This is a genomic window from Pseudoduganella ginsengisoli (assembly GCF_009720865.1).
GTDB classification, from domain to species: Bacteria; Pseudomonadota; Gammaproteobacteria; order Burkholderiales; family Burkholderiaceae_D; genus Rugamonas; species Rugamonas ginsengisoli.
Map to the genome: position 1 here is coordinate 1 of NZ_WNLA01000003.1, position 22,776 is coordinate 22,776.

The 22,776-nt window shown below is 58.5% G+C and carries 21 protein-coding genes; 8 read left to right on the plus strand and 13 right to left on the minus strand.

The features are described from left to right. Positions 1–217, minus strand: a 217-nt coding sequence (locus GM668_RS06515) for an anti-sigma factor (protein WP_503826573.1), incomplete at its 3' end; no start/stop codon positions are given. Between the two features lie 193 nt (positions 218–410). Here GM668_RS06515 and GM668_RS06520 point away from each other — a divergent pair. Then, positions 411–698, plus strand: a complete 288-nt coding sequence (locus GM668_RS06520; RefSeq protein ID WP_154379740.1) for an HU family DNA-binding protein — start codon at positions 411–413, stop codon at positions 696–698. 75 nt (positions 699–773) lie between these two features. Here the strand turns inward: GM668_RS06520 and GM668_RS06525 are convergent, their stop codons facing one another. Further along, positions 774–2,228 carry a wax ester/triacylglycerol synthase family O-acyltransferase gene (locus GM668_RS06525; protein ID WP_229499011.1) on the minus strand — a complete coding sequence of 485 codons (1,455 nt, stop codon included), beginning with the start codon at positions 2,226–2,228 and terminating at the stop codon, positions 774–776. 122 nt (positions 2,229–2,350) lie between these two features. Here GM668_RS06525 and GM668_RS06530 point away from each other — a divergent pair, with 122 nt between their 5' ends. Then, on the plus strand, positions 2,351–2,605 hold the full coding sequence (locus GM668_RS06530; protein ID WP_155438159.1) for an acyl-CoA-binding protein: 255 nt from the start codon (positions 2,351–2,353) through the stop codon (positions 2,603–2,605). 38 nt (positions 2,606–2,643) lie between these two features. Here the strand turns inward: GM668_RS06530 and GM668_RS06535 are convergent, their stop codons facing one another. Beyond that, on the minus strand, positions 2,644–2,928 hold the full coding sequence (locus GM668_RS06535; protein WP_155438160.1) for a polyhydroxyalkanoic acid system family protein: 285 nt from the start codon (positions 2,926–2,928) through the stop codon (positions 2,644–2,646). 192 nt (positions 2,929–3,120) lie between these two features. On the opposite strand from GM668_RS06535, the gene GM668_RS06540 reads away from it, so the two are divergent. From GM668_RS06540 to GM668_RS06550, 3 genes are all read left to right on the plus strand, one after another. Then, positions 3,121–4,491, plus strand: coding sequence for a gluzincin family metallopeptidase (locus GM668_RS06540; protein ID WP_155438161.1), 1,371 nt, complete (start codon positions 3,121–3,123; stop codon positions 4,489–4,491). A 189-nt stretch (positions 4,492–4,680) separates the two neighbouring features. Further along, positions 4,681–5,004 carry a ferredoxin FdxA gene (gene fdxA / locus GM668_RS06545; RefSeq protein WP_155438162.1) on the plus strand — a complete coding sequence of 108 codons (324 nt, stop codon included), beginning with the start codon at positions 4,681–4,683 and terminating at the stop codon, positions 5,002–5,004. A gap of 429 nt (positions 5,005–5,433) precedes the next feature. Then, positions 5,434–6,669 carry a polyhydroxyalkanoate depolymerase gene (locus tag GM668_RS06550; RefSeq protein WP_155438163.1) on the plus strand — a complete coding sequence of 412 codons (1,236 nt, stop codon included), beginning with the start codon at positions 5,434–5,436 and terminating at the stop codon, positions 6,667–6,669. Between the two features lie 37 nt (positions 6,670–6,706). Here the strand turns inward: GM668_RS06550 and GM668_RS06555 are convergent, their stop codons facing one another. After that, the gene (locus tag GM668_RS06555) at positions 6,707–7,507 is read right to left on the minus strand and encodes a substrate-binding periplasmic protein (protein ID WP_155438164.1); all 801 of its coding nucleotides are present in this window, start codon (positions 7,505–7,507) and stop codon (positions 6,707–6,709) included. 156 nt (positions 7,508–7,663) lie between these two features. Between GM668_RS06555 and rsxB the strand changes: the two genes are divergently transcribed. Continuing rightward, a complete protein-coding gene (gene rsxB, locus GM668_RS06560; RefSeq protein WP_170305525.1) occupies positions 7,664–8,356 on the plus strand; it encodes an electron transport complex subunit RsxB in 693 nt (230 codons plus the stop codon). Continuing rightward, on the plus strand, positions 8,349–8,996 hold the full coding sequence (gene nth / locus GM668_RS06565; protein WP_155438165.1) for an endonuclease III: 648 nt from the start codon (positions 8,349–8,351) through the stop codon (positions 8,994–8,996). The genes rsxB and nth overlap by 8 nt, the downstream gene beginning before the upstream one ends. A gap of 32 nt (positions 8,997–9,028) precedes the next feature. On the opposite strand, the gene GM668_RS06570 is transcribed toward nth, so the two are convergent. From GM668_RS06570 to rplU, 5 genes are all read right to left on the minus strand, one after another. Beyond that, positions 9,029–11,836: a M16 family metallopeptidase gene (locus GM668_RS06570; RefSeq protein WP_155438166.1), complete on the minus strand. Its 2,808-nt coding sequence runs from the start codon at positions 11,834–11,836 to the stop codon at positions 9,029–9,031. A gap of 157 nt (positions 11,837–11,993) precedes the next feature. Beyond that, positions 11,994–13,112: a glutamate 5-kinase gene (gene proB / locus GM668_RS06575; RefSeq protein ID WP_155438167.1), complete on the minus strand. Its 1,119-nt coding sequence runs from the start codon at positions 13,110–13,112 to the stop codon at positions 11,994–11,996. A gap of 193 nt (positions 13,113–13,305) precedes the next feature. Further along, the gene (gene obgE / locus GM668_RS06580) at positions 13,306–14,415 is read right to left on the minus strand and encodes a GTPase ObgE (protein ID WP_155438168.1); all 1,110 of its coding nucleotides are present in this window, start codon (positions 14,413–14,415) and stop codon (positions 13,306–13,308) included. A 137-nt stretch (positions 14,416–14,552) separates the two neighbouring features. Next, entirely contained in the window at positions 14,553–14,810 is a 258-nt protein-coding gene (gene rpmA / locus GM668_RS06585; protein ID WP_155438169.1) for a 50S ribosomal protein L27, read from the minus strand. Positions 14,811–14,854: 44 nt separating this feature from the next. After that, positions 14,855–15,166: a 50S ribosomal protein L21 gene (gene rplU / locus GM668_RS06590; protein ID WP_155438170.1), complete on the minus strand. Its 312-nt coding sequence runs from the start codon at positions 15,164–15,166 to the stop codon at positions 14,855–14,857. A gap of 349 nt (positions 15,167–15,515) precedes the next feature. Here rplU and ispB point away from each other — a divergent pair, with 349 nt between their 5' ends. Next, positions 15,516–16,505: an octaprenyl diphosphate synthase gene (ispB, locus tag GM668_RS06595; protein ID WP_155438171.1), complete on the plus strand. Its 990-nt coding sequence runs from the start codon at positions 15,516–15,518 to the stop codon at positions 16,503–16,505. Between the two features lie 49 nt (positions 16,506–16,554). On the opposite strand, the gene arsC is transcribed toward ispB, so the two are convergent. The 4 genes from arsC to GM668_RS06615 form a co-directional block, all read right to left on the minus strand. After that, positions 16,555–16,902 carry an arsenate reductase (glutaredoxin) gene (arsC, locus tag GM668_RS06600; RefSeq protein ID WP_155438172.1) on the minus strand — a complete coding sequence of 116 codons (348 nt, stop codon included), beginning with the start codon at positions 16,900–16,902 and terminating at the stop codon, positions 16,555–16,557. A gap of 74 nt (positions 16,903–16,976) precedes the next feature. After that, positions 16,977–18,794, minus strand: a complete 1,818-nt coding sequence (locus GM668_RS06605; RefSeq protein ID WP_155438173.1) for a HAMP domain-containing methyl-accepting chemotaxis protein — start codon at positions 18,792–18,794, stop codon at positions 16,977–16,979. Between the two features lie 49 nt (positions 18,795–18,843). Then, positions 18,844–20,634 carry a methyl-accepting chemotaxis protein gene (locus GM668_RS06610; protein ID WP_229499013.1) on the minus strand — a complete coding sequence of 597 codons (1,791 nt, stop codon included), beginning with the start codon at positions 20,632–20,634 and terminating at the stop codon, positions 18,844–18,846. Positions 20,635–20,653: 19 nt separating this feature from the next. After that, complete coding sequence (locus tag GM668_RS06615) at positions 20,654–22,711, minus strand: HAMP domain-containing methyl-accepting chemotaxis protein (RefSeq protein ID WP_155438174.1); 2,058 nt, start codon at positions 22,709–22,711, stop codon at positions 20,654–20,656. Between the last annotated feature and the right edge of the window lie 65 nt (positions 22,712–22,776).

Consider the following 22,776-nt stretch of genomic DNA (forward strand, 5'->3'; position numbering starts at 1 on the left):
CCCGCGTCGCCCTGACGGCCGCCAGTTGCACGACAGTGGCGCCCCGCCTGGGCACGGCCGCGCGCGGTTGCGCCTGGCGCCGCAATTGCGCCTGGTAAGCCGCCACGCGCTGCGCCAGCACGGCGTCGCGCTCCATGGCGGACTCGATTTGAGCACGGGTCGCCTGGTCCAGGCTGCCGCCCGCATACGCCATCAGGATGTCATCGGAAAAGCCCATGTGTATTTCCTCGCTACCTTCGATAATAACCCGGTGTGAGACTAAGGTGCAGCGTGCATATGTATCAGCGTGGTGCAAAATCATCGCAAGCCATATGGTGTATGGCTTACTTCCACAAATTCTCATCAAGGAAAATCACATCCGGCAATAATTCTGTGCTAATCTGCGCGCTCTATTAACCAAGGAGGTAGTAATGAAAAAAGGCGAACTGATCGCAGAATTTGCTAAGCGCACCGAACTGTCCGGCGCTGCCGCCAACGATGCAGTGAACACCCTGATTGCCATCATTACCGAGCGCCTGAAAAAAGGCGATACGGTTGGCATCACCGGCTTCGGCACCTTCTCCGTCGCCAAGCGCGCTGCCCGCAAAGGCCGCAACCCGGCAACCGGCGAAGCGATCAAAATCGCAGCGTCGAAAACCCCGAAATTCTCGGCTGGCGCTACGCTGAAAGCAGCAGTGAACCCGCCTAAGAAGAAGTAATCGACAATCGCTTCTTTGGAAGCGGCGGTTCAAGGCAAGGGCGCCGCGCCCTGTTTTGAACCGCCGCTTTTTTCTTTACGGGCAGCCGTCCATCAGCGCCAACAGCACGAGTTTTTCAAACTCGGGCGCAAAGCGGGCAATCACATTGTCCGGGTCGCGCACCAGCGCATCATCCGTCACGATGCCGAACTGCACCCCGCCGTTGTAAGACAAAATCGATACGCCGACGCCGATATCGCCCGATTGCGGCACCCAGAACATGATCTGGTCCAGCTGGCTGCCGGCCAGGTACAGCGGCGTCTGCGGCCCCGGCACATTGCTCATCACGGCCGTCGCCTTGCGGGCAAAGAAGTTCTGGATTTCGTTTTGCACCTGCTTGGGCGACGCCCCCAGCACACCCAGCACGGACATCGCCACCAGCGCCGTATAGCTGCCCTTCAATTCATTCATGCGTTTTTGCACTTCCGCCAGGCGCGCCACCGGGTCTTCCATGCCGACCGGCAGCACCAGCGGCACCAGCCCGAATGCATTGCCCAGCTTTTGGCGCGGGCTCTCCTTGCGCAAATTGACGGGCACCATCACCCGGACTTCGCAGTCATTCGCAACAAAGCCATCGGCCGACAGCAAATAGCCGCGCAACGCACCGGCCACGGCCGACATCAGGATATCGTTGACGGAACAGCCGTACGCCTTGCTGATGGTTTTGACTTCAGACAGCGGCAGCGGTTCGCTCCACGACACGTGCTTCCTGCCATTGGGCTTGCCCTTGAACAGCGTATGGCTGTCGTCCGCCATGGTCGTCAGCTTGACTGCATCCGTCGTCAATTGCGCCGCCGTCTGGCCATACGTGGCCAGGCGCTCCGCCATTTTGTCGACGTCCGCCCACATCGACATGGATTTCACGAACATGGTCGACGACAAATCAATGGCCTTGACGCTGGTGGCCGTGATCGGCGACAGGATCTGGTCCCAGGGATTGGCTTCCGCTTCTTCCCGCGCCGCCTTGCCGACAGCTTTCGGCGCCTCATCCGGATGCTGGCCAAACATCGACATGAAAACGCGCACCAGCGCCACGCCATCGGCGATGCAGTGGTGGATGCGCACGATCAGCGCTTGCCGCACCTTGCCGTCTTCGCCGATGCAATTGTCGACCAGATGCATTTGCCACAGGGGTTTATCAGGGTCCAGCGGCTGTTGCGACAGCTGCCCTACCAGCGCCTGCAGCGCGGGTTTGTTGGACGTGCCGTTATGGCCTTCGATACGGGTATGGATCACGTGGTCATCGAGGTCGACTTCCTGCTCTTCCCACCAGGAGCCCGCCAGATCCGTCACTGCGCGGCTGCGGAAGCGGCGGTAGGCCAGGAAACGGGTTTCCAGCGCTTCCTTCAACCCTTCCGGCGCGATCGGCTGCGCCATCATGGCCACGCCAACGATCATCATCTGGTTGCTGTCAGAATCCATGCGCAGCCAGGCCGTGTCGACCGCGGACATTTTTCTCCGGCCCAGGGCCGACAACGCTTTCGACAACATTCGAGCTTCTCCTCTATAGTTCCAGTTGGGCGTACCGATTATAGAATTGTATTATCTCGTTATCGCACAGACGTGCGCAAAGTTTCTTTAGTGACATCACTCTAGCACGAGGAGAAGGACACATGAGCCTGCAAGAACAATTCGACCAAGCAATGGCCGATTCGAAAAACCTGCCGGAGCGTCCGGACAACATGACCCTGCTGAAAATCTACGCACTGTACAAGCAAGGTTCCACCGGCGACGTCGAAGGTTCCCGCCCAGGCTTCACCGACATGGTCGGCCGCGCCAAATACGACGCATGGGCCAACCTGAAAGGCACGGCAAAAGAAGATGCGCAACAACAGTACATCGACTTGATCGAAGAACTGAAAGGCTAAAACAAAAAGGGCGGGTCCGATGGAACCCGCCCTTTGCTTTATTTGGCGCCGCTGAAAATTTTCTTCATTTTCTCCGACGCTTTCGCTTCGATCACTGGCGCAAACGCGCCAAACAAGAATCCCAGCTTGATCAGCATTTCCGCTTTATGCCTGGTCAGGGTCAGCGTGCCGCTGACGCCGCTGCGTTCGAAGTTCAGCACGTCGCCATCCCATGCATATTCCATTTCAAATTCTTCCGCCAGCTTGACGGCGACTTTTTCCGCCGCTTCCCGGGCTTTTTTTGGCGTCAAGGTGTGTTCCTGGACGATGTGTACGTTGGGCATTACCTCTCTCCTCATTTAGCGGGCGCCATTGTACAGGGCCAGCTTGCCGCTGCGAATCATTCTACGCCCGCTGTCAATTCCATGGAAACCGGCAACAGGCTTTGCGCACGCGCAAGCAACACCGGCGCAGGCGGAGCGACCATGGCATTTCCCGCGCCGGCATGCCGCTTGCGCGATCGCCCCGGAGGAGCCATGAAATCCGAAGTCCTCGTACCCCTGTGTGAAACACCGGTCACGCTGCCTGTCAGTTACGTCCCCACGCCGTCCGCCCCCTACCGCATCCACCGCAAAGCCGCCCAGCTGACCCAGCAGCCTGGGCGCCCCCGCCACGGCAGCGAAGCCGCATTGGCGCCAGCCGGGGCACGGGTCTTAATCTGGAAACAAGATCCATCCGTGACCGAACTAGGCACCCGTAAAGCATTTTTGCCTGGCGTCATCCTGGCCGGGCCGCGCGACGCCCGCATTGCCAGCGGCGCGCCCGGCATTGCGCCCGTCAGTCCGAATGCCTTCGGCGACTTTATCTTGCCGCCCGATACGGAACAGTTCGATGCCGTACATACGTTTGCTGTCGTGCGCCAGACGTTGAGCCTGTACCAGCGCGCGCTGGCGTCCAGCGGCACACCGGCGCAATTGCCGTGGCAGTGGAATTCACAGCGCAATACGGATCCCATCAAAGTCTTCCCGCACGGCTTGCCCGACGTGATGAATGCGTATTACAGCCGCGAAGAACGGGCGCTGAAATTTGGCGATTTCATTCCCAGCGGCGAAACCAGCCGCCTGTACACGTGCCGTTCGTTCGATATCGTGGCCCACGAAACCGGCCATGCGGTGCTCGATGGCTTGAAACCGCGCTGGCTGCTGCGCCGCAATCCACCGCAAACAGGCGGCCTGCACGAATCGTTTGGCGATTTGACGGCAATTTTCCTCGCGCTGTCGCAACTGGACCAGGCTGAAGCCGTCATAGCGCAAACCAAGGCGGATTTGCACGACAAAACCTTCCTGGCTGACATGGCGGAACAATTCGGCCTTGCATTGGGCCGGCCCAACGGCTTGCGCAATGCCGACAACGATTTAACGCTGGCGGAAGCGGGCAATGAAGTGCACGCGATTTCCCAGGTATTTACCGGCGCCATTTACGACATCCTGGCCGATATCTTTGCCTTTGAACGGCGCCCCGGCCTGATTGACGATGCCGCGCTGCTGTACCGCACGGGCGAATACCTGTGCGGCCTTGTGTTGCGCTCGCTGATTGCCGCGCCCGATTTTGGCGCCACATTTGCCCATGTGGCCAGCCATATGGCGCAATTCGCCGTCAGTGACGGCAAACCGCCGCAATACCGGGAATTCATCCGCCAGCGCTTCACGCTGCGCCAGGTCCAGGTGGCGGAAGATGCCCGCACACTGGACATCGAAGCCGACAGCGGCACGCTGCAAGACCGGCGCAGCTGTTGCGGCACCATGAACCATGCCGAGTATTTCGAGCTGGAAGATGTGCTGGATGAAGAGCGCAAAGCCCTCGCGTCCTGGTGCCAGCAACACTACGCGGCCCGCAACCACGCTTGATTGTGCGTGGCGGCGGGCCGCCCTCCGAAAGCGGCCCGCCGAACGCGGCCCGGCCGAATTTGCTTATGTGGATTGTATATAAGGGCGAATTGTTCTCACGTGCAAATTGCCTTAAAATCAGAGCTTTGCTGTAGGTGTATTGGCAGTTTTGCAGCACCATGGCGCCGCAAATCATCTATAAGGACTGTTATGACCCACGTAGTTACCGAATCCTGCATTAGCTGTAAGTTTACCGATTGCGTGGATGTGTGCCCGGTGGATTGCTTCCGTGAAGGCCCGAACTTCCTGGCGATCGATCCAGACGAATGCATCGATTGCGCCGTGTGCGTAGCAGAATGCCCGGTCAACGCAATTTTCGCTGAAGAAGATACCCCGGCCGACCAGCAGCAATTCATCAAGATTAATGCTGATTTGTCCCGCAACTGGCCTTCGATTACCAAGACCAAGGCTGCGCTGCCGGATGCCGATAATTTCCGCGACGTAAAAGACAAGCTGAAATTGCTGGTGAAATAACCCAGGTTCTGTATTATTTATAAGATACAGCCCCGCCATATGCGGGGCTGTATTTTTTTGCGGGAGCAAAATGCGAGAAATCGCATAAGAAGCCGGTTGGCATGAGAATCACTCACCAAGTTTGTGCATCGCGCAACTGTGGAAATCCGCAGTGTCCGGCCTACACCACATCTCGGAACCGTCCTACACAAAAGCAGCCGAAACACTGCTTTTCTTGTAGGTCTTCCAGTATTATCGTTTCCATCAGGACGGGCTCAGTCGGACTTTTACAAGACTATCCTTACGGGCGAGCAACCTTTCCACCAGTTACCGCAAAGTGCTTTACGTCATGTACAAATACCCTATAATGAGCTCATGATTTTGATCAATTCGGTGGCAGTTCAAGCTTGACATTTAAACTTGGCACCGAGATAACGACCGGGAATAACTATGCTTTACCAACTGCATGAAATGCAACGCACGTTCTTGACGCCTCTGATGCAGTGGGCGGATGCGTCTGCAAAACTGTTCAGCAATCCCGTCTCTCCGCTGGCGCACACGCCGTTTTCCCAGCGGATCGCAGCAGGCTACGAACTGATGTACCGTTTGGGCAAAGATTACGAAAAACCGGCTTTTGAGATTGATAGCGTTACCGTCAACGGCAACAACGTGGGCATCATCGAGCATGTCGTCATCACCAAGCCGTTTTGCCGCCTGATTCACTTCAAAAAAGACTTGAGCGACAAGGAAATCCAGGCGCTGAAGCAGCCGACGATCTTGCTGGTCGCACCACTGTCCGGCCACCATTCGACCTTGCTGCGCGATACGGTTTCCGCCCTGCTGCAAGAGCATGACGTCTATATCACCGACTGGACCGATGCACGCATGGTGCCGGCGTCGGCGGGCCCGTTCCACCTGGACGACTATATCTACTACGTACAAGACTTTATCCGCCACCTGGGCCCGGACTTGCACGTGATTTCCGTGTGCCAGCCGACCGTGCCGGTACTGGCGGCCATTTCGCTGATGGCCACGGCCAAGGATCCGAAACTGCCGAAAACCATGACGATGATGGGCGGCCCGATCGATCCGCGCAAATCGCCGACGTCGGTAAACAACCTGGCGACGGAAAAGAAATTCTCGTGGTTTGAAAACACGGTGATTTATTCCGTGCCGCCGAACTACCCAGGCTTTGGCCGCAAAGTGTATCCAGGCTTCCTGCAGCACGCTGGTTTCATTGCCATGAATCCGGGCCGCCACGCGCAGAGCCACCGCGAGTTCTACATGCACCTGGTGAAGGGCGACGACGAGAACGCGGAAAGCCACCGCAAGTTCTACGACGAATACAACGCCGTGCTGGACATGCCGGCCGAGTACTATCTCGACACCATCAAGACGGTGTTCCAGGACTTCGCGCTGCCGCAAGGCACGTGGAAAGTCGGCGGCCAGCTGGTGCGTCCGCAAGACATCACCAATGTGGCGCTGTTCACGGTGGAAGGCGAACTGGATGACATTTCTGGCGCTGGCCAGACGCAAGCCGCCCACGAACTGTGCTGCAATATTCCTGCCGACATGCAGCAAGACTTCGTAGCGCCGGGCGCCGGCCACTATGGCATTTTCTCCGGCCGCCGCTGGCGTGAAATGATTTGCCCGAAAATCGGCGAATTCATCCGCAAGCACAGCTAAAGCAAACATCCCGGCACTGCCGGGATTTTTTTCGCCATCACGGCTGCTGCAAAGTGCGCGTGTGCGCCCTGGCCAGTTCCACGCCGATGCGCCGCCAATAATCCCGCTCTGCTTTTTGCAAATCCATGTCGCGCAAGGCATCGTTGAAGGCCCGCTGCTGCGCCAGCCCTTGCGCGGTGCGCTTAAAGCACACGTGGATCGAACGCTCGCGGAACAAGCCTTCGGCCACGCCGATACGCTCCCGCTCTTCCCGCGTAAAACGGTCGCTGGTCAATAAATGGCGCAGCACGCGCTTTTCAATCACCATCACGGGAAAGCGCTTCGTTAACAGCTTGCGCAAGTTCAGTTCATCGCTGTATGCCTCTTCCGTATGCAGCACACCGGCTGCGGCCATCGCATCGAACTGTTCGCCATTGGTGTAACCCGCCACCGTGCCGATTCGGATGCCCTGCAAATCCGCCAGCGTGGCCGGCTGCACCGGGGCGTCTTTCAAATACGCCAGTACCGTCACGGTATTACCGATGGAATTTGAAAAGTGGCACACTTTTTCCCGCTCCGGTGTGCGCCACACGGCCAGGAACCCTGCGTAGCGGGGATCATTGAGTCCCAGCTCCATCGTGCGCTTCCACGGAAAATATTCGATCTGCGCTTCCATCCCCATACGTTCATATACGGAAGCCAGCAGTGAACCCGCCATGCCGTTCGATGGCAAAGTACTGGAGACAAAAGGCGGCCACTCATTGGAGGCGAAGTGCACCTTTGCATTGGGTGCGGCCCAGGCTGGCGCCGCCAGCAGCAGCGCGCCCAGCAGCCGCCACTTCCTTAAAACGTTCTTCATTTGATGCGGCAATTTCAGCGAATCCGAATATGCTCCCATAAATCCGTCTTGCCGCCAAACTAATTGCAAAATTAGACACTTTCAAAGCAGGATTTTCGCGCCCCGGAGGCTGCAGATGGCGGATAATGTGGCTTTACTGTTACAAACGACGTCAACGTGACTTCATCCTTAGCAGACCGCATTGAAGACGCCCTGCCGCAAACGCAATGCACAAAATGCGGCTATTCCGGCTGCCGCCCTTATGCGGAAGCCATTGCCGCCGGCACTGCCGGCATCAACCAGTGTCCCCCCGGCGGCGCGGAAGGCATCGCGCGCCTGTCGCGCGTGACGGGCTATCCCGTCATTCCACTGAATCCCGTCAACGGCGTTGAGCGCCCCCGTGCCATTGCGTACATTGATGAATCGCTGTGCATCGGCTGCACGCTGTGCATCCAGGCTTGCCCGGTCGATGCCATTGTTGGTGCGGCCAAGCACATGCACACCATCGTGCCATCGCTGTGCACGGGCTGCGACTTGTGCCTGGCGCCCTGCCCGGTCGATTGCATCGTCATGTATCCCGTGACGGAAACCACGGGCTGGCAGGCGTGGCCGCAGGCAGCGGCCGATGCGGCGCGCGAGCGCCACGACTTCCGCCTGTTCCGCCTGAAGCGGGACAAGGAAGAAAACGATGCGCGGCTGGCCGCCAAGGCGCGCGACAAGCTGAAGGCCGTGGAAGCCATCACGCCTGAAAACGATGCGGAAGCCGCCGAGAAAGAGCGCAAGCGCGCGATCATTGCCGCCGCCATGGAACGCACACGCCTGAAGAAAGAAGCCGAAGCCGCAGCTGCCAAAAACAAGACCGATGAATAACGAGAAACGCTACGAAATTTTTTCCCGCTTCCGGGAAGCCAATCCGCATCCCAAGACTGAACTGGAATACACGACGCCATTTGAATTGCTGATTGCCGTGCTGCTGTCGGCACAGGCGACGGACGTCGGCGTCAATAAAGCCACGCGCCGCCTGTATCCGGTCGCGAATACGCCGCAAGCCATGCTGGACCTGGGGCTGGATGAGTTGATGAGCTATATCCAGACCATCGGCCTGTACAAGACCAAGGCAAAGAATGTCTTGGCCACGTGCCAGATCCTGATCGACCAGCACGGCGGTGAAGTACCGCGCGACCGCGAATCGCTGGAAGCCTTGCCTGGCGTGGGACGCAAGACCGCCAATGTCGTGCTCAATACCGCGTTTGGCGAACCGACGATGGCAGTCGATACGCACATCTTCCGCGTGTCGAACCGCACGGGCCTGGCGCCCGGCAAGAACGTCGATATCGTCGAACAAAAGCTGTTGAAATTCGTGCCGAAGGAATTTTTACAAGATGCGCACCACTGGCTGATCCTGCACGGCCGCTATACGTGCGTGGCGCGCACGCCGAAGTGCTGGAACTGCCTCATCGCAGACTTGTGCGACTTCAAGCAAAAGACGCCGGCGCCCGCCAACGCTTGAAAAAATGGCCCGCTGCGTGCGGGCCATTTTCCTTACTTGCCGGCCACCGGCGCCGCACCGCCCACAGCTGCCTTCTTCGCTGCAGTGGCGAAGTCCCCCGCATACACGTGGTACAGCTTGCTCGGGTCAATGTACTTGCGCAGCACGCCGTTCACCTGGTCCAAGGTCAATGCCTGGATCGCCGCATCGACATTGCCGTAATACGCCATGGTACGGTTGGCTCGCAAGTTATACGTCTGCACTGCCGCCATCGCACCATCTTGCGCGCGCGTGGTCTGGTGCTGCTGCATCAAGCCATTTTTTGCGTCCGTCAATTCCTGTTCCGTCATGCCATCCGTCAGCATGCGCGTCAACTCTTCGTTGAAGCCCCGCTTCAGCTTGTCCAGGTTTTGCGGCGCATAGATGGCATACAGCACGACTTGGCCATTGGGCTCAAATGCCGATGCTTTGAACTGGCTGCCAACACCGTAGCTCAAGCCATCTTGCTGGCGCAGGCGCACATTCAGGCGCGATTGTGTATCATCGCCGAGTACACGGTTCACCACCAGCATCGCGGCATAGTCCGACGCATTGTCTTGCATGGCAATCGGCAGCGCCGCCGTATAAAAGGCATTGGCCTTGTCCACGGTTTCCAGTTGCTGCACGCCAGCCTTGGCCGCCGGCGCGGGATTGGGCAGGCGCACATATTTGGCCTTGCTGTTCCAGTTGCCGAACATGGCTTTGAATTGCTCTTGCACTTCCGCCGCGTCGAAGTCACCCACCAGCGACACGCTGCCGTTATTGCCGCCGTACATGGTGTCGTAAAACTTTTTCACGTCAGCCAGTTTTGCCTGTTGATACATCTGCACCATCTCGTCAAGCGTGCCGCGGTAACGGATGTCGCCCTTCTTGTACTGGTTAAACGCGGCGTCCAGCACGCGCGGACCAATGGCTTGCGGCTCGTTGCGGTCAGCTTCCAGCTGCGTCACGTTCTCGCTGCGCAGTTGTTCAAATTCCGCTTGCGGGAACGTCGGCGCACGCAGCACATCTTTCAACAGGCCCAGCAGTTGCGGCAAGTTCTTGCGTACCGTATTAAAGTGAATGTCAACGGTCTGGCCCGTCTGCGTGATGCGCACCTTGGCCTTGAGCTGGTCCAGCTGCGTGGAAATATCGGCACGGCTCAACTTGCCGGCGCCACGCAACAGCATGTCCGACGCCATGTCCGCGTCGGCCAGGTGGCCAAACAGGGATTTTTCGTCACCGAATTCCAGCACAATATGGCCATTGACAGCATTGGCGCGCGTCTTCTTCGGCACCAGCGCCAGCTTCATGCCGTTAGGCAGCGTGCTGCGCACCGTGCGCTGGTCGATGTTGGCCGGGCTGACGTCAAACACTTCGCCTTCCGCCACGGCAGCGCGGCCTTTGTAATCCGCCACCAGTTTGGCGGCGTCCGGCGTGGCAGGGATGACGGTACGGTCAACTTCCTTGATCGGCACAAACTGGCCGAAGGTGCGGTTGGTTTCCTTGAAATAGTTCACTGCCGCAGCCTGCACGTCCGCCACCGTCAGCGCTTCGATGCGGTCACGCCGCAGGAATAACAAACGCCAGTCGCCCTTGCAGATCGATTCGGACAGTTGCACGGCCAAGCGCTGCGCGTCGTTGATGGTCTTATCCATTCTGGCCAGCATCGCTGCCTTGGCGCGCGCCAGTTCCGCTTCCGTCACAGGCTTCCTGGCAAAGCCTTCAATCTGTTCCAGCAACAGTTTGCGCGCATCGCCCATCGACTGGGCTTTCGACAATTCAGCCCAGAACACGATATAGCCAGGCTCCGCCAGCTCCAGGTTCCATGTTTCGGTACCGACAGCTTTCTTGGCTTCGACCATACTTTTGTGCAGGCGGCCATTCGGGGTATTCCCCAAAATTTCACCCAGCGCGGCTACCGCAGCGCTATCAGCATGGGCGCCAGCGGCAGTGGGATATAACGCGGCGACCAGTTGCGTGTCACTGACGCGCTTGACCGTCAGTTCGCGGGCGCCGTCACGCGGCGCGTCCTGTGTATACGTCGGCTCCAGTACGCGGGCCGGCTTGGCGATCGGACCGAAATTCTTTTCAATTAGCGCCAGCGTTTTGGCCGGGTCGAATTTGCCCGTGACCACCAGCACGGCATTGTCCGGCTGGTAGTACTTGCGGTAGAACGCGTGCAAGTTATCAATCTTGACGTTTTCCACGTCGCTGCGGGCGCCGATCGTGCTCTTGCCATAGTTGTGCCAATCATAGGTGACGGCAGCCAATTGCCTCCACAGCACGCGGCGTGGATCGTTCTCGTCCCTTTCCATTTCATTGCGGACCACGGAAAACTCTTTATCGAGTTCCGTCTTCGCGATCACGCTATTGACCATGCGGTCCGCTTCCATTGACAAGGCCCAGGCCAGGTTTTCTTCCGACGCGGCGAACGTCTCGAAATAATCGGTGTGGTCCATGAAGGTACGGCCGTTGAAGTCCATACCGCGCTTGCCCAGTTCCTGGAAGATCGGGCCCCGGTTGGCGGTTTCCTTGAACACCATGTGCTCCAGCAAGTGGGCCATGCCGGTCTCGCCATAATTTTCGTGGCGGCTGCCCACCTGGTACGTGATGTTGACCGTGGTGGTCGGTTTCGAATCATCCGGCGCGAGCAAGATCCGCATACCGTTGGGCAGCTTGTATTCCGTGATGCCTTCAACCGTGCCCAGCTTAGTGGCTTTGGCAGCGGCTGCCGGTGCGGCAGCGGTGGACGGCTGCTGCTCAGTGGCGGCAACAGCCGGTGCGGGGGCGCCATAAGCGAGGGAAATGGCAAGGGTCAGTGCAAGCGGCTGCAAACGCATGGGGTCTCCGGATTCGGCCTGATGGGCCTGATGAAAGAAATGCCGCATGGTCCTGCGTGTAGCGCAGCGCCATGCGGCATATGATTCAATCATGCGAAAACGGAGATGTCTAGAAAGAAATTATCTAAATTGAAAACATTTCCTGCAACAGTATTACTTAGAGCAAGACCATATTGTCCCGGTGCACCAGCTCCTGCCCTTCCTTGAACCCCAGGATGCCTTCGATTTCACTCGATGGCCGGCGCATGATCTTGCGCGTTTCCGCACTGGTGTAATTCGACATGCCGCGCGCGACGGCCGTGCCATCTTCCGCGATGCACGTGATGACGGCGCCGCGGCCAAACTCGCCTTTGACTTCCACCACGCCGATCGGCAACAGCGACTTGCCATCCATCTTCAACTTTTGCACGGCGCCCGCATCGAGCACCACTTGCCCCGCCGTATGCAAGTGATCAGCCATCCACTGCTTGCGCGCCGTCAGGTGGCCCGTCTGCGCCGACAATTCCGTGCCGATGGCTTCACCGCCGGCCAGCCGCACCAGCACATTGTCTTCGCGGCCAAACGCAATCACCGTATGCGCGCCGGACTTCGCGGCGCGTTTCGCGGCCAGGATCTTGGTCAGCATGCCGCCGCGGCCCAGCGACGAACCGGCGCCGCCCGCCATGGCTTCCAGCGCTTCATCGCCGGCGCGGCCATGCGTGATCAGGTACGCTTGCGGATCCTTGCGCGGATCGGCACTGTACAAGCCGCGCTGGTCCGTCAAGATGATCAGCGCATCGGCTTCAATCAAATTCGCCACCAGCGCGCCCAAGGTATCGTTGTCGCCGAATTTGATTTCATCGGTGACCACCGTGTCGTTCTCGTTAATGATCGGCACCACGCCCATGCGCAGCAACGTGGTCAGGGTCGAGCGCGCGTTCAAATAGCGTTCGCGGTCCGCCAAATCAGCGTGCGTCAGCAGCACTTGCGCGGTACCGATCTGGTGTGCGCGGAAACTGGTTTCATAGATTTGCGCCAGGCCCATTTGGCCGACTGCGGCGCACGCCTGCAATTCATGGATATCGGTGGGGCGCTTTTCAAAGCCCAGGCGCAGCATGCCTTCGGCAATGGCGCCGGACGACACGAGGACAACTTCCTTGCCCAGCGCGCGCAGCGACGCGATTTGGGCCGCCCAGCGGGCAATGGCGGCATGGTCCAGCCCGCGGCCATCATTGGTGACCAGGGATGAACCCACTTTGATGATGACGCGGGTGGCTTTCTGTATGACGGAATTCATTGTGCGGCAGTTCTCTAATCAATCGGCAGCGCATGACAGATGCGCGCGGGGGTAACCATGCTTGATTTGAAGGGTGTGGGTGACCCAGCTTGCCGCAGTCGGCACGCGGCCCGCGGTTGGCGGGCCGATGCTCGTGGGGGAAGGCAAATCAGCGCTTAGCGGATTATGCCGGTGTTGCAGAGTTGTTGGAAGATTATTCCAACACTTTAAAGCGGGGGTCGTTCGGATCGATCGACGAGATGCCGCGCGCTTCTTCCGTCATCTGGGTTTCTTCGCTGCGCTGTTCCGCGTGGCGCTTGGCTTCCAGGTGCTTGTAAATTTCATTGACCAGGTCTTGCGTGCCTTCATGGCTCAACGCGGAAATTTCAAACACAGGGCCTTTGTGGCCGAACTTCTTGACGAAGTCTTTGACACGCTGTTTGCGCTCGTCTTCCGGAATCACGTCCAGCTTGTTCAGCACCAGCCAGCGCGGCTTGTCCGCCAGCGCAGGATCGTACTTCTTCAATTCCTTGACCAGCGCTTTGGCTTCCTTGACCGGATCCACCGTGGCTTCGAACGGCGCCAGGTCAACGATGTGCAGCAGCAGGCCCGTGCGCGACAAGTGGCGCAGGAACTGGTGGCCCAGGCCGGCGCCTTCCGCCGCGCCTTCGATCAGGCCGGGAATGTCGGCAATCACGAAGCTCTTTTCGTGCGACACACGCACCACACCCAGGTTCGGATGCAAGGTCGTGAATGGGTAATCTGCGATTTTCGGACGTGCATTCGACACGGCCGTAATAAACGTGGACTTGCCTGCGTTCGGCATGCCCAGCAAGCCGACGTCCGCCAGGACTTTCAATTCCAGGCGCAATTCGCGGCGCTGGCCTTCGCGGCCTTCGGTTTTCTGGCGCGGAGCACGGTTCGTCGACGTTTTGAAGTGAATGTTGCCCCAGCCGCCCTCGCCGCCTTGCGCCAGCATTTCCATCTGGCCATGCTCCGTCAAGTCGGCAATGATGTCGCCGTTGACTTCGTCAATGATCAGGGTGCCGACCGGCATACGCAGGAAGACATCTTCTGCGCCCTTGCCATAGCAATCCGAGCCACGGCCCGCTTCGCCATTCTGCGCGCGGTGCACTTTCGAAAAACGGTAGTCAACCAGCGTGTTGACGTTACGGTCCGCCACGGCCCAGATCGAGCCGCCTTTGCCGCCGTCGCCGCCGTCCGGACCGCCGAATGGACGGAATTTCTCCCGGCAGAAAGATGCGCAACCATTACCGCCGGAACCGGCAATAACTTCAATTCGTGCTTCGTCGATAAACTTCATGATTTGCCCGCCTTAAATTAAAAAAGGCCCTACCGATGGCAGAGCCTTTCGATCGAAGGCTTGCGCCTTACTTTGCGACCTTGTAGTGCATTTTTAATTAATGGTGCCTGATACCAAAGGTGTCAGGTACCACTAAATTAGGCAGCTACGACGGTAACGTACTTCTTGTTGTCCGGACCCTTGGTCACGAACTTCACCACGCCGTCCACCAGGGCGAACAGGGTGTGGTCTTTGCCGGTGCCTACGCCCACGCCAGCCGAAACCGGGGTGCCGCGTTGACGGATGATGATGCCGCCAGCATTGATGGTTTGGCCGCCGTACACTTTAACGCCCAGGCGTTTTGATTCCGAGTCACGGCCGTTGCGGGTAGTACCGCCGCCTTTTTTGTGTGCCATTTAGATACTCCTAAATATGACTTAATGGTTAAAAAATAGGCAGATTAGCCGTTGATCGAAACGATCTGGATTTCCGTGTAGTTCTGACGGTGACCCTGGTGTTTCTGGTAGTGCTTACGACGACGCATCTTGAAGATACGCACTTTGTCGTGACGACCGTGGGAAACCACTTTCACTTGAACCGTTGCACCTGCGACCAGTGGCGTGCCGAACTTAATGGCTTCGCCCGCGCCTACCGCGAGAACTTGATCGATGGTGAGTTCGGAACCGATGTCAGCAGGTATCTGTTCTACTTTGAGTTTTTCGCCAGCGACAACTTTGTACTGTTTGCCACCGGTTTTTATGACCGCGTACATGATTTGAAACCTCATCAAATGTTGAAAAAACCTCCTCCGCGCATGGCCAAACAAACTGCATGCAAGGCGATTTACAACGGGGAGAACCTGCGATTATACACAGATTGAAAATTTGCGTCAAAGACTATTCCAAAATTCCCATTGCCATGGTATGTCGCCAACAGGGCCCCTGGAGCCAGACTGCTGCCTGCAGGTTCCCCTGATCGCCAGCAGCAACTGCCTTGACGTATAATCGCGGCACTTTAGTCAGTGGTACCTGGCACCTTGCGTATCGGCACCACTGAACAACATAGGTACCTGGCCCCTGCGGTATCAGGCACCATTAACTCATATTCTTTGCAGGTTTGCCTTGTCTGCCGCTACCCAACACGCCAACCAAAACACCATCATCCAGACCATCGCGCCCGACATGGAAGCGGTCAATGTGGTGATCCGCCAGCGCCTGCACTCCGACGTGCCGCTGGTTAACCAGATTGCGGAATACATCATCAGCGCTGGCGGCAAGCGCATCCGCCCTGTCCTCGTCTTGCTGATGGCGAATGCCTATTCATACCAGGGCGTGGCGCACCATGAGCTGGCTGCTGTCGTGGAATTCATTCACACGGCCACGCTGCTGCACGACGACGTGGTCGATGAATCGTCGCTGCGCCGCGGCCGCGCCACGGCCAATGCGCTGTTCGGCAATGCCGCTTCCGTGCTGGTGGGCGACTTCCTGTATTCGCGCGCCTTCCAGATGATGGTCTCGCTCAACTCCATGCGTGTGATGAGCATCCTGTCGGACGCCACCAACGTGATCGCGGAAGGCGAAGTGCTGCAATTGCTGAACATGCACGATCCGGACGTGACGGAAGAGCGCTACCTGCAAGTGATCCGTTCGAAAACCGCCAAGCTGTTTGAAGCGGCGGCCGAACTGGGTGCGCTGGTGGCCGGCGCCAACGACGCGCAAATCGCCGCGGCCGGCGAATATGGCCGCTCGCTGGGCACGGCGTTCCAGCTGATCGACGACGTGCTTGATTACACGGGCGACGCGGCGGAAATCGGCAAGAACGTGGGTGACGACCTGCGTGAAGGCAAACCAACGTTGCCGCTGATCTGGCTGATGAAACATGGCACGGCGGAACAGCGCGAACTGGTGCGTTCGTGCATTGAAAATGGCGATGAACAGCATTTCGACGCCATCCTGTCCGCCATCACCAACAGCGGCGCCCTGGATTACACGCGCCGTGCTGCCGAAGAAGCCGGCCAGCGCGCCCTGGACGCCGTGCAAGACTTGCCAGAAAACCAGTACAAAACCGCGCTGCTGCAACTGGCGCGCTTTGCGCTGGACCGCAACCACTAAGCAAGCCCTGCTCCAATCAACAACGGCGCCGATGTGGCGCCGTTTGTTTTTACAGGATCTCTTTCACCGTTTCCGGCGGGCGGCACAGGCGCACGCCTTTCTCCGTCACGACGAATGGCCGGTTGATCAGCGCCGGGTGCGCCATCATGGCATCGATCAGCGCATCGTCGGACAGCGACGGATCGGCCAGGTTCAACTGTTCATACAACTCGCCCTTGTCGCGCATGGCGCCACGCGCCGTCAGGCCGGCCGCCTTGATCAAAGCGACCAGCTGCTCGCGGGTGGGCGGATTAGTCAGGTATTCAATGATTTCCGGCTCGATACCGGCTTCGCGGATCAGCGCCAGCGCGCCGCGCGAATTGCTGCATGCATTGTTGTGATAGATGGTGATGGCCATGGCAGTTCCAAAAGGAAGCCATGCTAGGCGATCCGGGCGGCGCGTGCAAGCCGCGCCGCCCGGCCGGGTGTCAATCAGAAGCGCACGAAGCTGGCGTCATCCACCTCTTCTTCGTCGTCGGTCTGTCGCTGGCGTACAGCCGGGCGCTTGGTCTTAACGGCTGCTGCCTCTTTGCGGAATGTAGCGCGCCGCACTTCCGCCCCATTGACGCGGAAGAAGGCCACCGCTTGCTGCAGCTGTTCGGCCTGCCCGCTCATTTCCTCAGCCGTCGCCGCCAGCTCTTCCGAGCTGGACGCGTTTTGCTGCGTGGTCTGGCTCAACTGGCCAATCGCGGAATTGATTTGCGCCACGCCGGACGATTGCTCTTCCGACGCTGCCGTAATTTCCTGCACGAGGTCCGACGTGCGTTTAATCGACGGCACCATTTCATCGAGCAGCTTGCCCGCCTTTTGCGCCAGGTCCACGCTGGACGTGGCCACTTCGGAAATTTCCTGTGCCGCCACCTGCGAGCGTTCCGCCAGCTTGCGCACTTCGGCCGCCACGACAGCGAAGCCTTTGCCATGTTCACCGGCACGCGCTGCTTCAATGGCCGCGTTCAGCGCCAGCAAATTGGTTTGATACGCGATGTCGTCAATAATGGAAATCTTCTTGGCGATTTGCGTCATGGCTTCCACGGTGGACTTCACGGCCGAGCCGCCTTCCGCCGCTTCCGTGGCAGCCTTGCCTGCCATGGAATCGGTCACCTTCGCGTTTTCCGTATTTTGCGAAATCGACGCCGTCATTTCTTCAATCGATGCACTGGTTTCTTCCACGCCGGCCGCCTGTTCCGATGCGGCCTGCGACAGCGATTGCGCGGTAGCGGAAATCTCTTCCGACGCATTGGCCAGCGATACAGCGCCGCTGGACACTTCCGTCAACACGGACGCCAATTTATCGACCATGGTTTTCATGGCAAACAGCAGGCTGGACTGGTCACCCGGACGCAACTGCACTTGCACCGTCAAATCCCCCCTGGCCACTTCACTGACGATTTTTGCCGCATACGCCGGTTCGCCGCCGATTTGCGCCAGCAACTTTTCTACCATTTGCTTCATCGAATACAGCAGCGATGACTGGTCGCCATGCTGCAATTTCACATCAACGGCAAAATTGCCTTGCGCGACTTCATGCACGATGCCGGCCGCATATGCCGGTTCGCCACCGAGCTGCCGCAAAATGCCGCGCAAGATGGCATAGCCCAGCGATACCAGCCCCAGCAGCGACAGCGTGGCAAACGTGTACATCAGCGTCAGCGACCGCCTGGACGTTTCATCGGCCAACTGGACCGATTCATCGCTGGCTTTCTGGTTCAATTCCACCAGCTTGTCGATGCCGGCTTCCGCCGCCAGGAATTGCGTGCGCAATGCGAACAAGGCTTTGTGCATGGCCTTGAACATGTCATCGCGCTTATCTTCCGGCGCCTTGACGATCTCTTCCGCCATCGCATCGATTTTTTGATCGAGCACTTTCCATTCGTTCCAATCCTTGACGAATTGCTTCCACAGTTTTTCTTCTTCCGTATCGCGGGGCAAGGCATCATAGATTTTCCATGCTTTTTCCGCCTCGGCCCAGAACTCTTTCTTGCGTTTAAGCTGGCGTTCGATTTCCCCCATTTCCGCTGGATAGGCAGCAATACTGTCTATCACACGGTTGGCCGACCGCAGCGCGCCCTGGTCGGTCTGAATCGTCATTAAGTTCAACACCGATGGCAATTTGTCCTTGCCGATATCGGAAAGTGACTCGGCATCTTTTTTCATGCCATAAATGCCGACGCCCATCACGAGAAACAGGGCCAGCAAGCTTACGCTGATCAATGCAACCAGCTTGGCTCGGACAGTCAGGTTATTCAACATCGCTCTCCCCTCCCAGGCGTCCGGCCGCGCGTGGCATGCCGGACTTCAGTTAAAAACGCACAAAACGGTCAGCCTCCGCGTCCACTTCCCCCCCTCTGGATTGTTGGCCTTTGACGACCTTGGCCCGCTGTGGCCGACGGCCGGAAGACACTTGTCGTTGCGCACTGCCACCCACACGGAAGAACGACACCGCTTGCTGCAATTGCTCGGCTTGCCCGCTCATTTCTTCAGCGGTCGCCGCCAGCTCTTCCGAACTGGATGCGTTTTGCTGCGTGGTCTGGCTAAGCTGGCTAATGGCGGAATTAATTTGCGCCACACCGGATGATTGCTCTTGCGACGCGGCCGTGATTTCCTGCACGAGGTCCGACGTGCGTTTAATGGACGGCACCATTTCATCGAGCAGCTTGCCTGCCTTTTGCGCCAGCTCCACGCTGGACGATGCCACTTCTGAAATTTCCTGCGCCGCCACCTGCGAGCGTTCCGCCAGCTTGCGCACTTCGGCCGCTACCACGGCAAAACCCTTGCCATGTTCACCAGCGCGCGCCGCTTCAATGGCGGCATTGAGCGCCAGTAAGTTGGTTTGATACGCGATATCGTCAATGATGCCGATCTTCTTCGCGATCTGCGTCATGGCTTCCACCGTGGATCTCACTGCCGAGCCGCCTTCGGCCGCTTCCGTGGCAGCCTTGCCCGCCATGGAATCCGTCACCTTCGCGTTTTCCGTATTTTGTGAAATCGATGCCGTCATTTCTTCCACCGACGCACTGGTTTCTTCGACACCGGCCGCCTGCTCCGACGCAGCCTGCGACAGCGATTGCGCCGTGGCGCTGACTTCCTCCGACGCGTTGGCCAGCGATACGGCGCCGCTGGCCACTTCCGTCAAGACCGACGCCAGCTTGTCCACCATGGTTTTCATGGCAAACAGCAGGCTGGACTGATCGCCAGGACGCAATTGCACCTCCACCGTCAAATCGCCCTGCGCCACGTCGCTGACGATCTTTGCCGCATAGGCTGGCTCGCCACCGATCTGCGCCAGCAACTTGTCCACCATTTGACGCATCGAATACAGCAGGCTGCCCTGGTCTCCTGGCCGCAATTGCACATCCACCGCAAAGTTACCCTGCGCCACCTGGTGGACGACATTGGCGGCATAATCGGGCTCACCGCCCAGTTGTGCCAGCAATTTGCGGGTGATCAGCCATGCCGTGACCACACCGGCCGCCAGCGCCAGCAAGGCCAGCACCACTGCCTGGGTACGGGCGCTTTCGTACGCCTTGCGGGCATCGTCCGCGGCCGCCAGGTTCAGCTTGTTTTCAAAATCAACCAATTCCCGCAATGCGTTTTGCAACTGCCGCTGCGGGGGGCGCACTTCTTTCATCAGCATCGCCGTTGCTTCATCGTTCTTGTTGGCCAGCCCCAGCGCTGCAACCTTGTCCAGCATTGGCGTGACGACGCCGTCGAGCGATTTGATCTTGGCCAGCATGGCTTTTTCTTCCGCTGACGTATCGGCCTGCGTTTCGAACATCTTGCTCAGCTTCGCCTCGGCCTCGGCAAACTTTTGCGTTCCTTTTTTTAAGCGTTCGTTTTCCGGCTGCATATCCGCCAGCTCCGTCAGCAGTACGACGTTGCGCACTGCAATGGCTTTGTCTTGCGTCATCAGCAGCATGTCCGACGCCAGCCCAGCTTCAACATTATTGACCAGCGCAATGTTGTCCAGCCGGGTCTGGATTGTCGCCATGCTGCGGACGCCCAGCAGCGCCACCAGCACCAGCAAGATCAGGACGACACCAAAGCCCATCGCCAGACGGGTGCCTACTTTCATTTTGCTGAAGTCCATCATGCACTCCCCACAACCCGGCTTAAAACTTCACAAAATTGGATTCAGTGCCATCCGCTTCGCTGTCGCTGATTCGCAGCGCCGACATAGGCCGTATATGGCGCGCCGGCGCAGCACCCGCCTTGCGCTGCGGCTCGCGGCGCTGGATATTGCCGGCCACGCGGAAGAACGACACAGCCTGCTGCAACTGTTCTGCCTGGCCACTCATCTCTTCCGCCGTGGCAGCCAGCTCTTCCGAACTGGATGCATTTTGTTGCGTGGTCTGGCTCAACTGGCTGATGGCGGAATTGATTTGCGCCACGCCGGCAGACTGTTCTTCCGACGCGGCCGTGATTTCCTGCACCAGGTCCGACGTGCGCTTAATCGACGGCACCATTTCATCGAGCAGCTTGCCGGCTTTTTGCGCCAAGTCAACGCTGCTGCCCGCCACTTCGGAAATTTCCTGTGCCGCCACCTGGCTGCGCTCGGCCAGCTTGCGCACTTCCGCCGCCACCACGGCAAAGCCTTTCCCATGTTCGCCGGCCCGCGCCGCCTCAATGGCCGCGTTCAGCGCCAGCAAATTGGTTTGATAAGCGATGTCATCGATGATGGAAATCTTCTTCGCAATTTGCGTCATGGCTTCCACCGTGGACCTCACGGCGGAACCACCCTCCGCCGCTTCGCTGGACGCCTTGCCCGCCATGGAATCCGTAACTTTTGCGTTTTCCGTATTTTGTGCAATCGATGCCGTCATTTCTTCGATCGATGCACTGGTTTCTTCCACGCCAGCCGCCTGCTCCGATGCGGCTTGCGACAGCGATTGCGCCGTGGCGGAAATTTCCTCGGACGCGTTGGCCAGCGACACGGCGCCGGTACTGACTTCACCCAGCACGGACGCCAGCTTGTCCACCATGTTTTTCATCGCGTACAGCAGGCTGAGCTGGTCACCCGGACGCAGCTGTACTTGCACCGTCAAGTCGCCCTTCGCCACTTCACTGACGATGCGCGTCGCATAGGCAGGTTCGCCGCCAATTTGCTCCAGCAATTTATCGACCATGTGCTTCATCGAATACAGCAGCGACGACTGGTCACCGGGACGCAGTTTTACGTCCACCGCAAAATTGCCTTGCGCTACCTGATGCACGACGCCGGCCGCGTAGGACGGCTCGCCGCCGATTTGCGCCAGCAACTGGTCCACCATCTGCTTCATCGAATACAGCAAGCTGCTCTTGTCGCCATCGCGCAGCCGCACGTCGATGTCGTAATTTCCTTTCGCGACTTCCTGCACGATACCCGCCGCATATTTCGGCTCGCCGCCGATTTGCGCCAGCAAGTTGTCGACCATGGTTTTCATCGAATACAGCAAGCTGCTTTGATCGCCTTCGCGTAATTTCACGTCCACCGCGTAATTGCCGTGTGCGACTTCTTCCACGATTTTTGCCGCATAAGCCGGTTCACCGCCTAATTGGCGCATCAGCGAACGGATGATGTACATGCCGATACCGATCACCAGCAGCAGGGTCACGAGACCGATCACGATCGCTTGCATGATGGCGCTGGATTTCGCGGCCGCGGCGTCCTCTGCGGATTTTTTCCCGTTGTCCGCGTTGTATTGGCGGTGCGCCTCGAACGCATCCCACACTTTGGCCAGCAGCGCCTGGTTCTGCAAGATCAGGTCGCGCGCCTCGTTGACTTTGCCGGAGCGGGCCAGCGCCATGGCACGGGCGCGCACGCCTTCATAATCATCAAAACCGGCCTTGTCCGCCGCCAGCAACGCCTTATCCTTGTCGTCTGACACCATGGTGCGCCCATATTCCGTCAAGGCCGCCTCCACGCTTCGCGCATTGTTGCTCATCTTGCCTTCCCATTCCGTGATTTTCGCGGGGTCGGTCAGCAAAATGTATTGCCACAACTGGGTGCGCAGTAGCGCCAGCGATGCAAATCCCTTGTCCAGCAACAAGATGCTGGGCACGACATTGACGTTGGTGTAATTGGTGGTGGTGTAGACCTTTTCGGTCTGGTACAGGCCGACACCGGCTAAGGTGCACAAACCCAGTATGACGGCGGCAATGAGGATGGAAAGACGCTGGACGACAGTCATGGCAACAACTCCTTGTTCTCGCAAGACAACGGAATACCGCTCCCCCGAGGCCGGGGGCTATACGG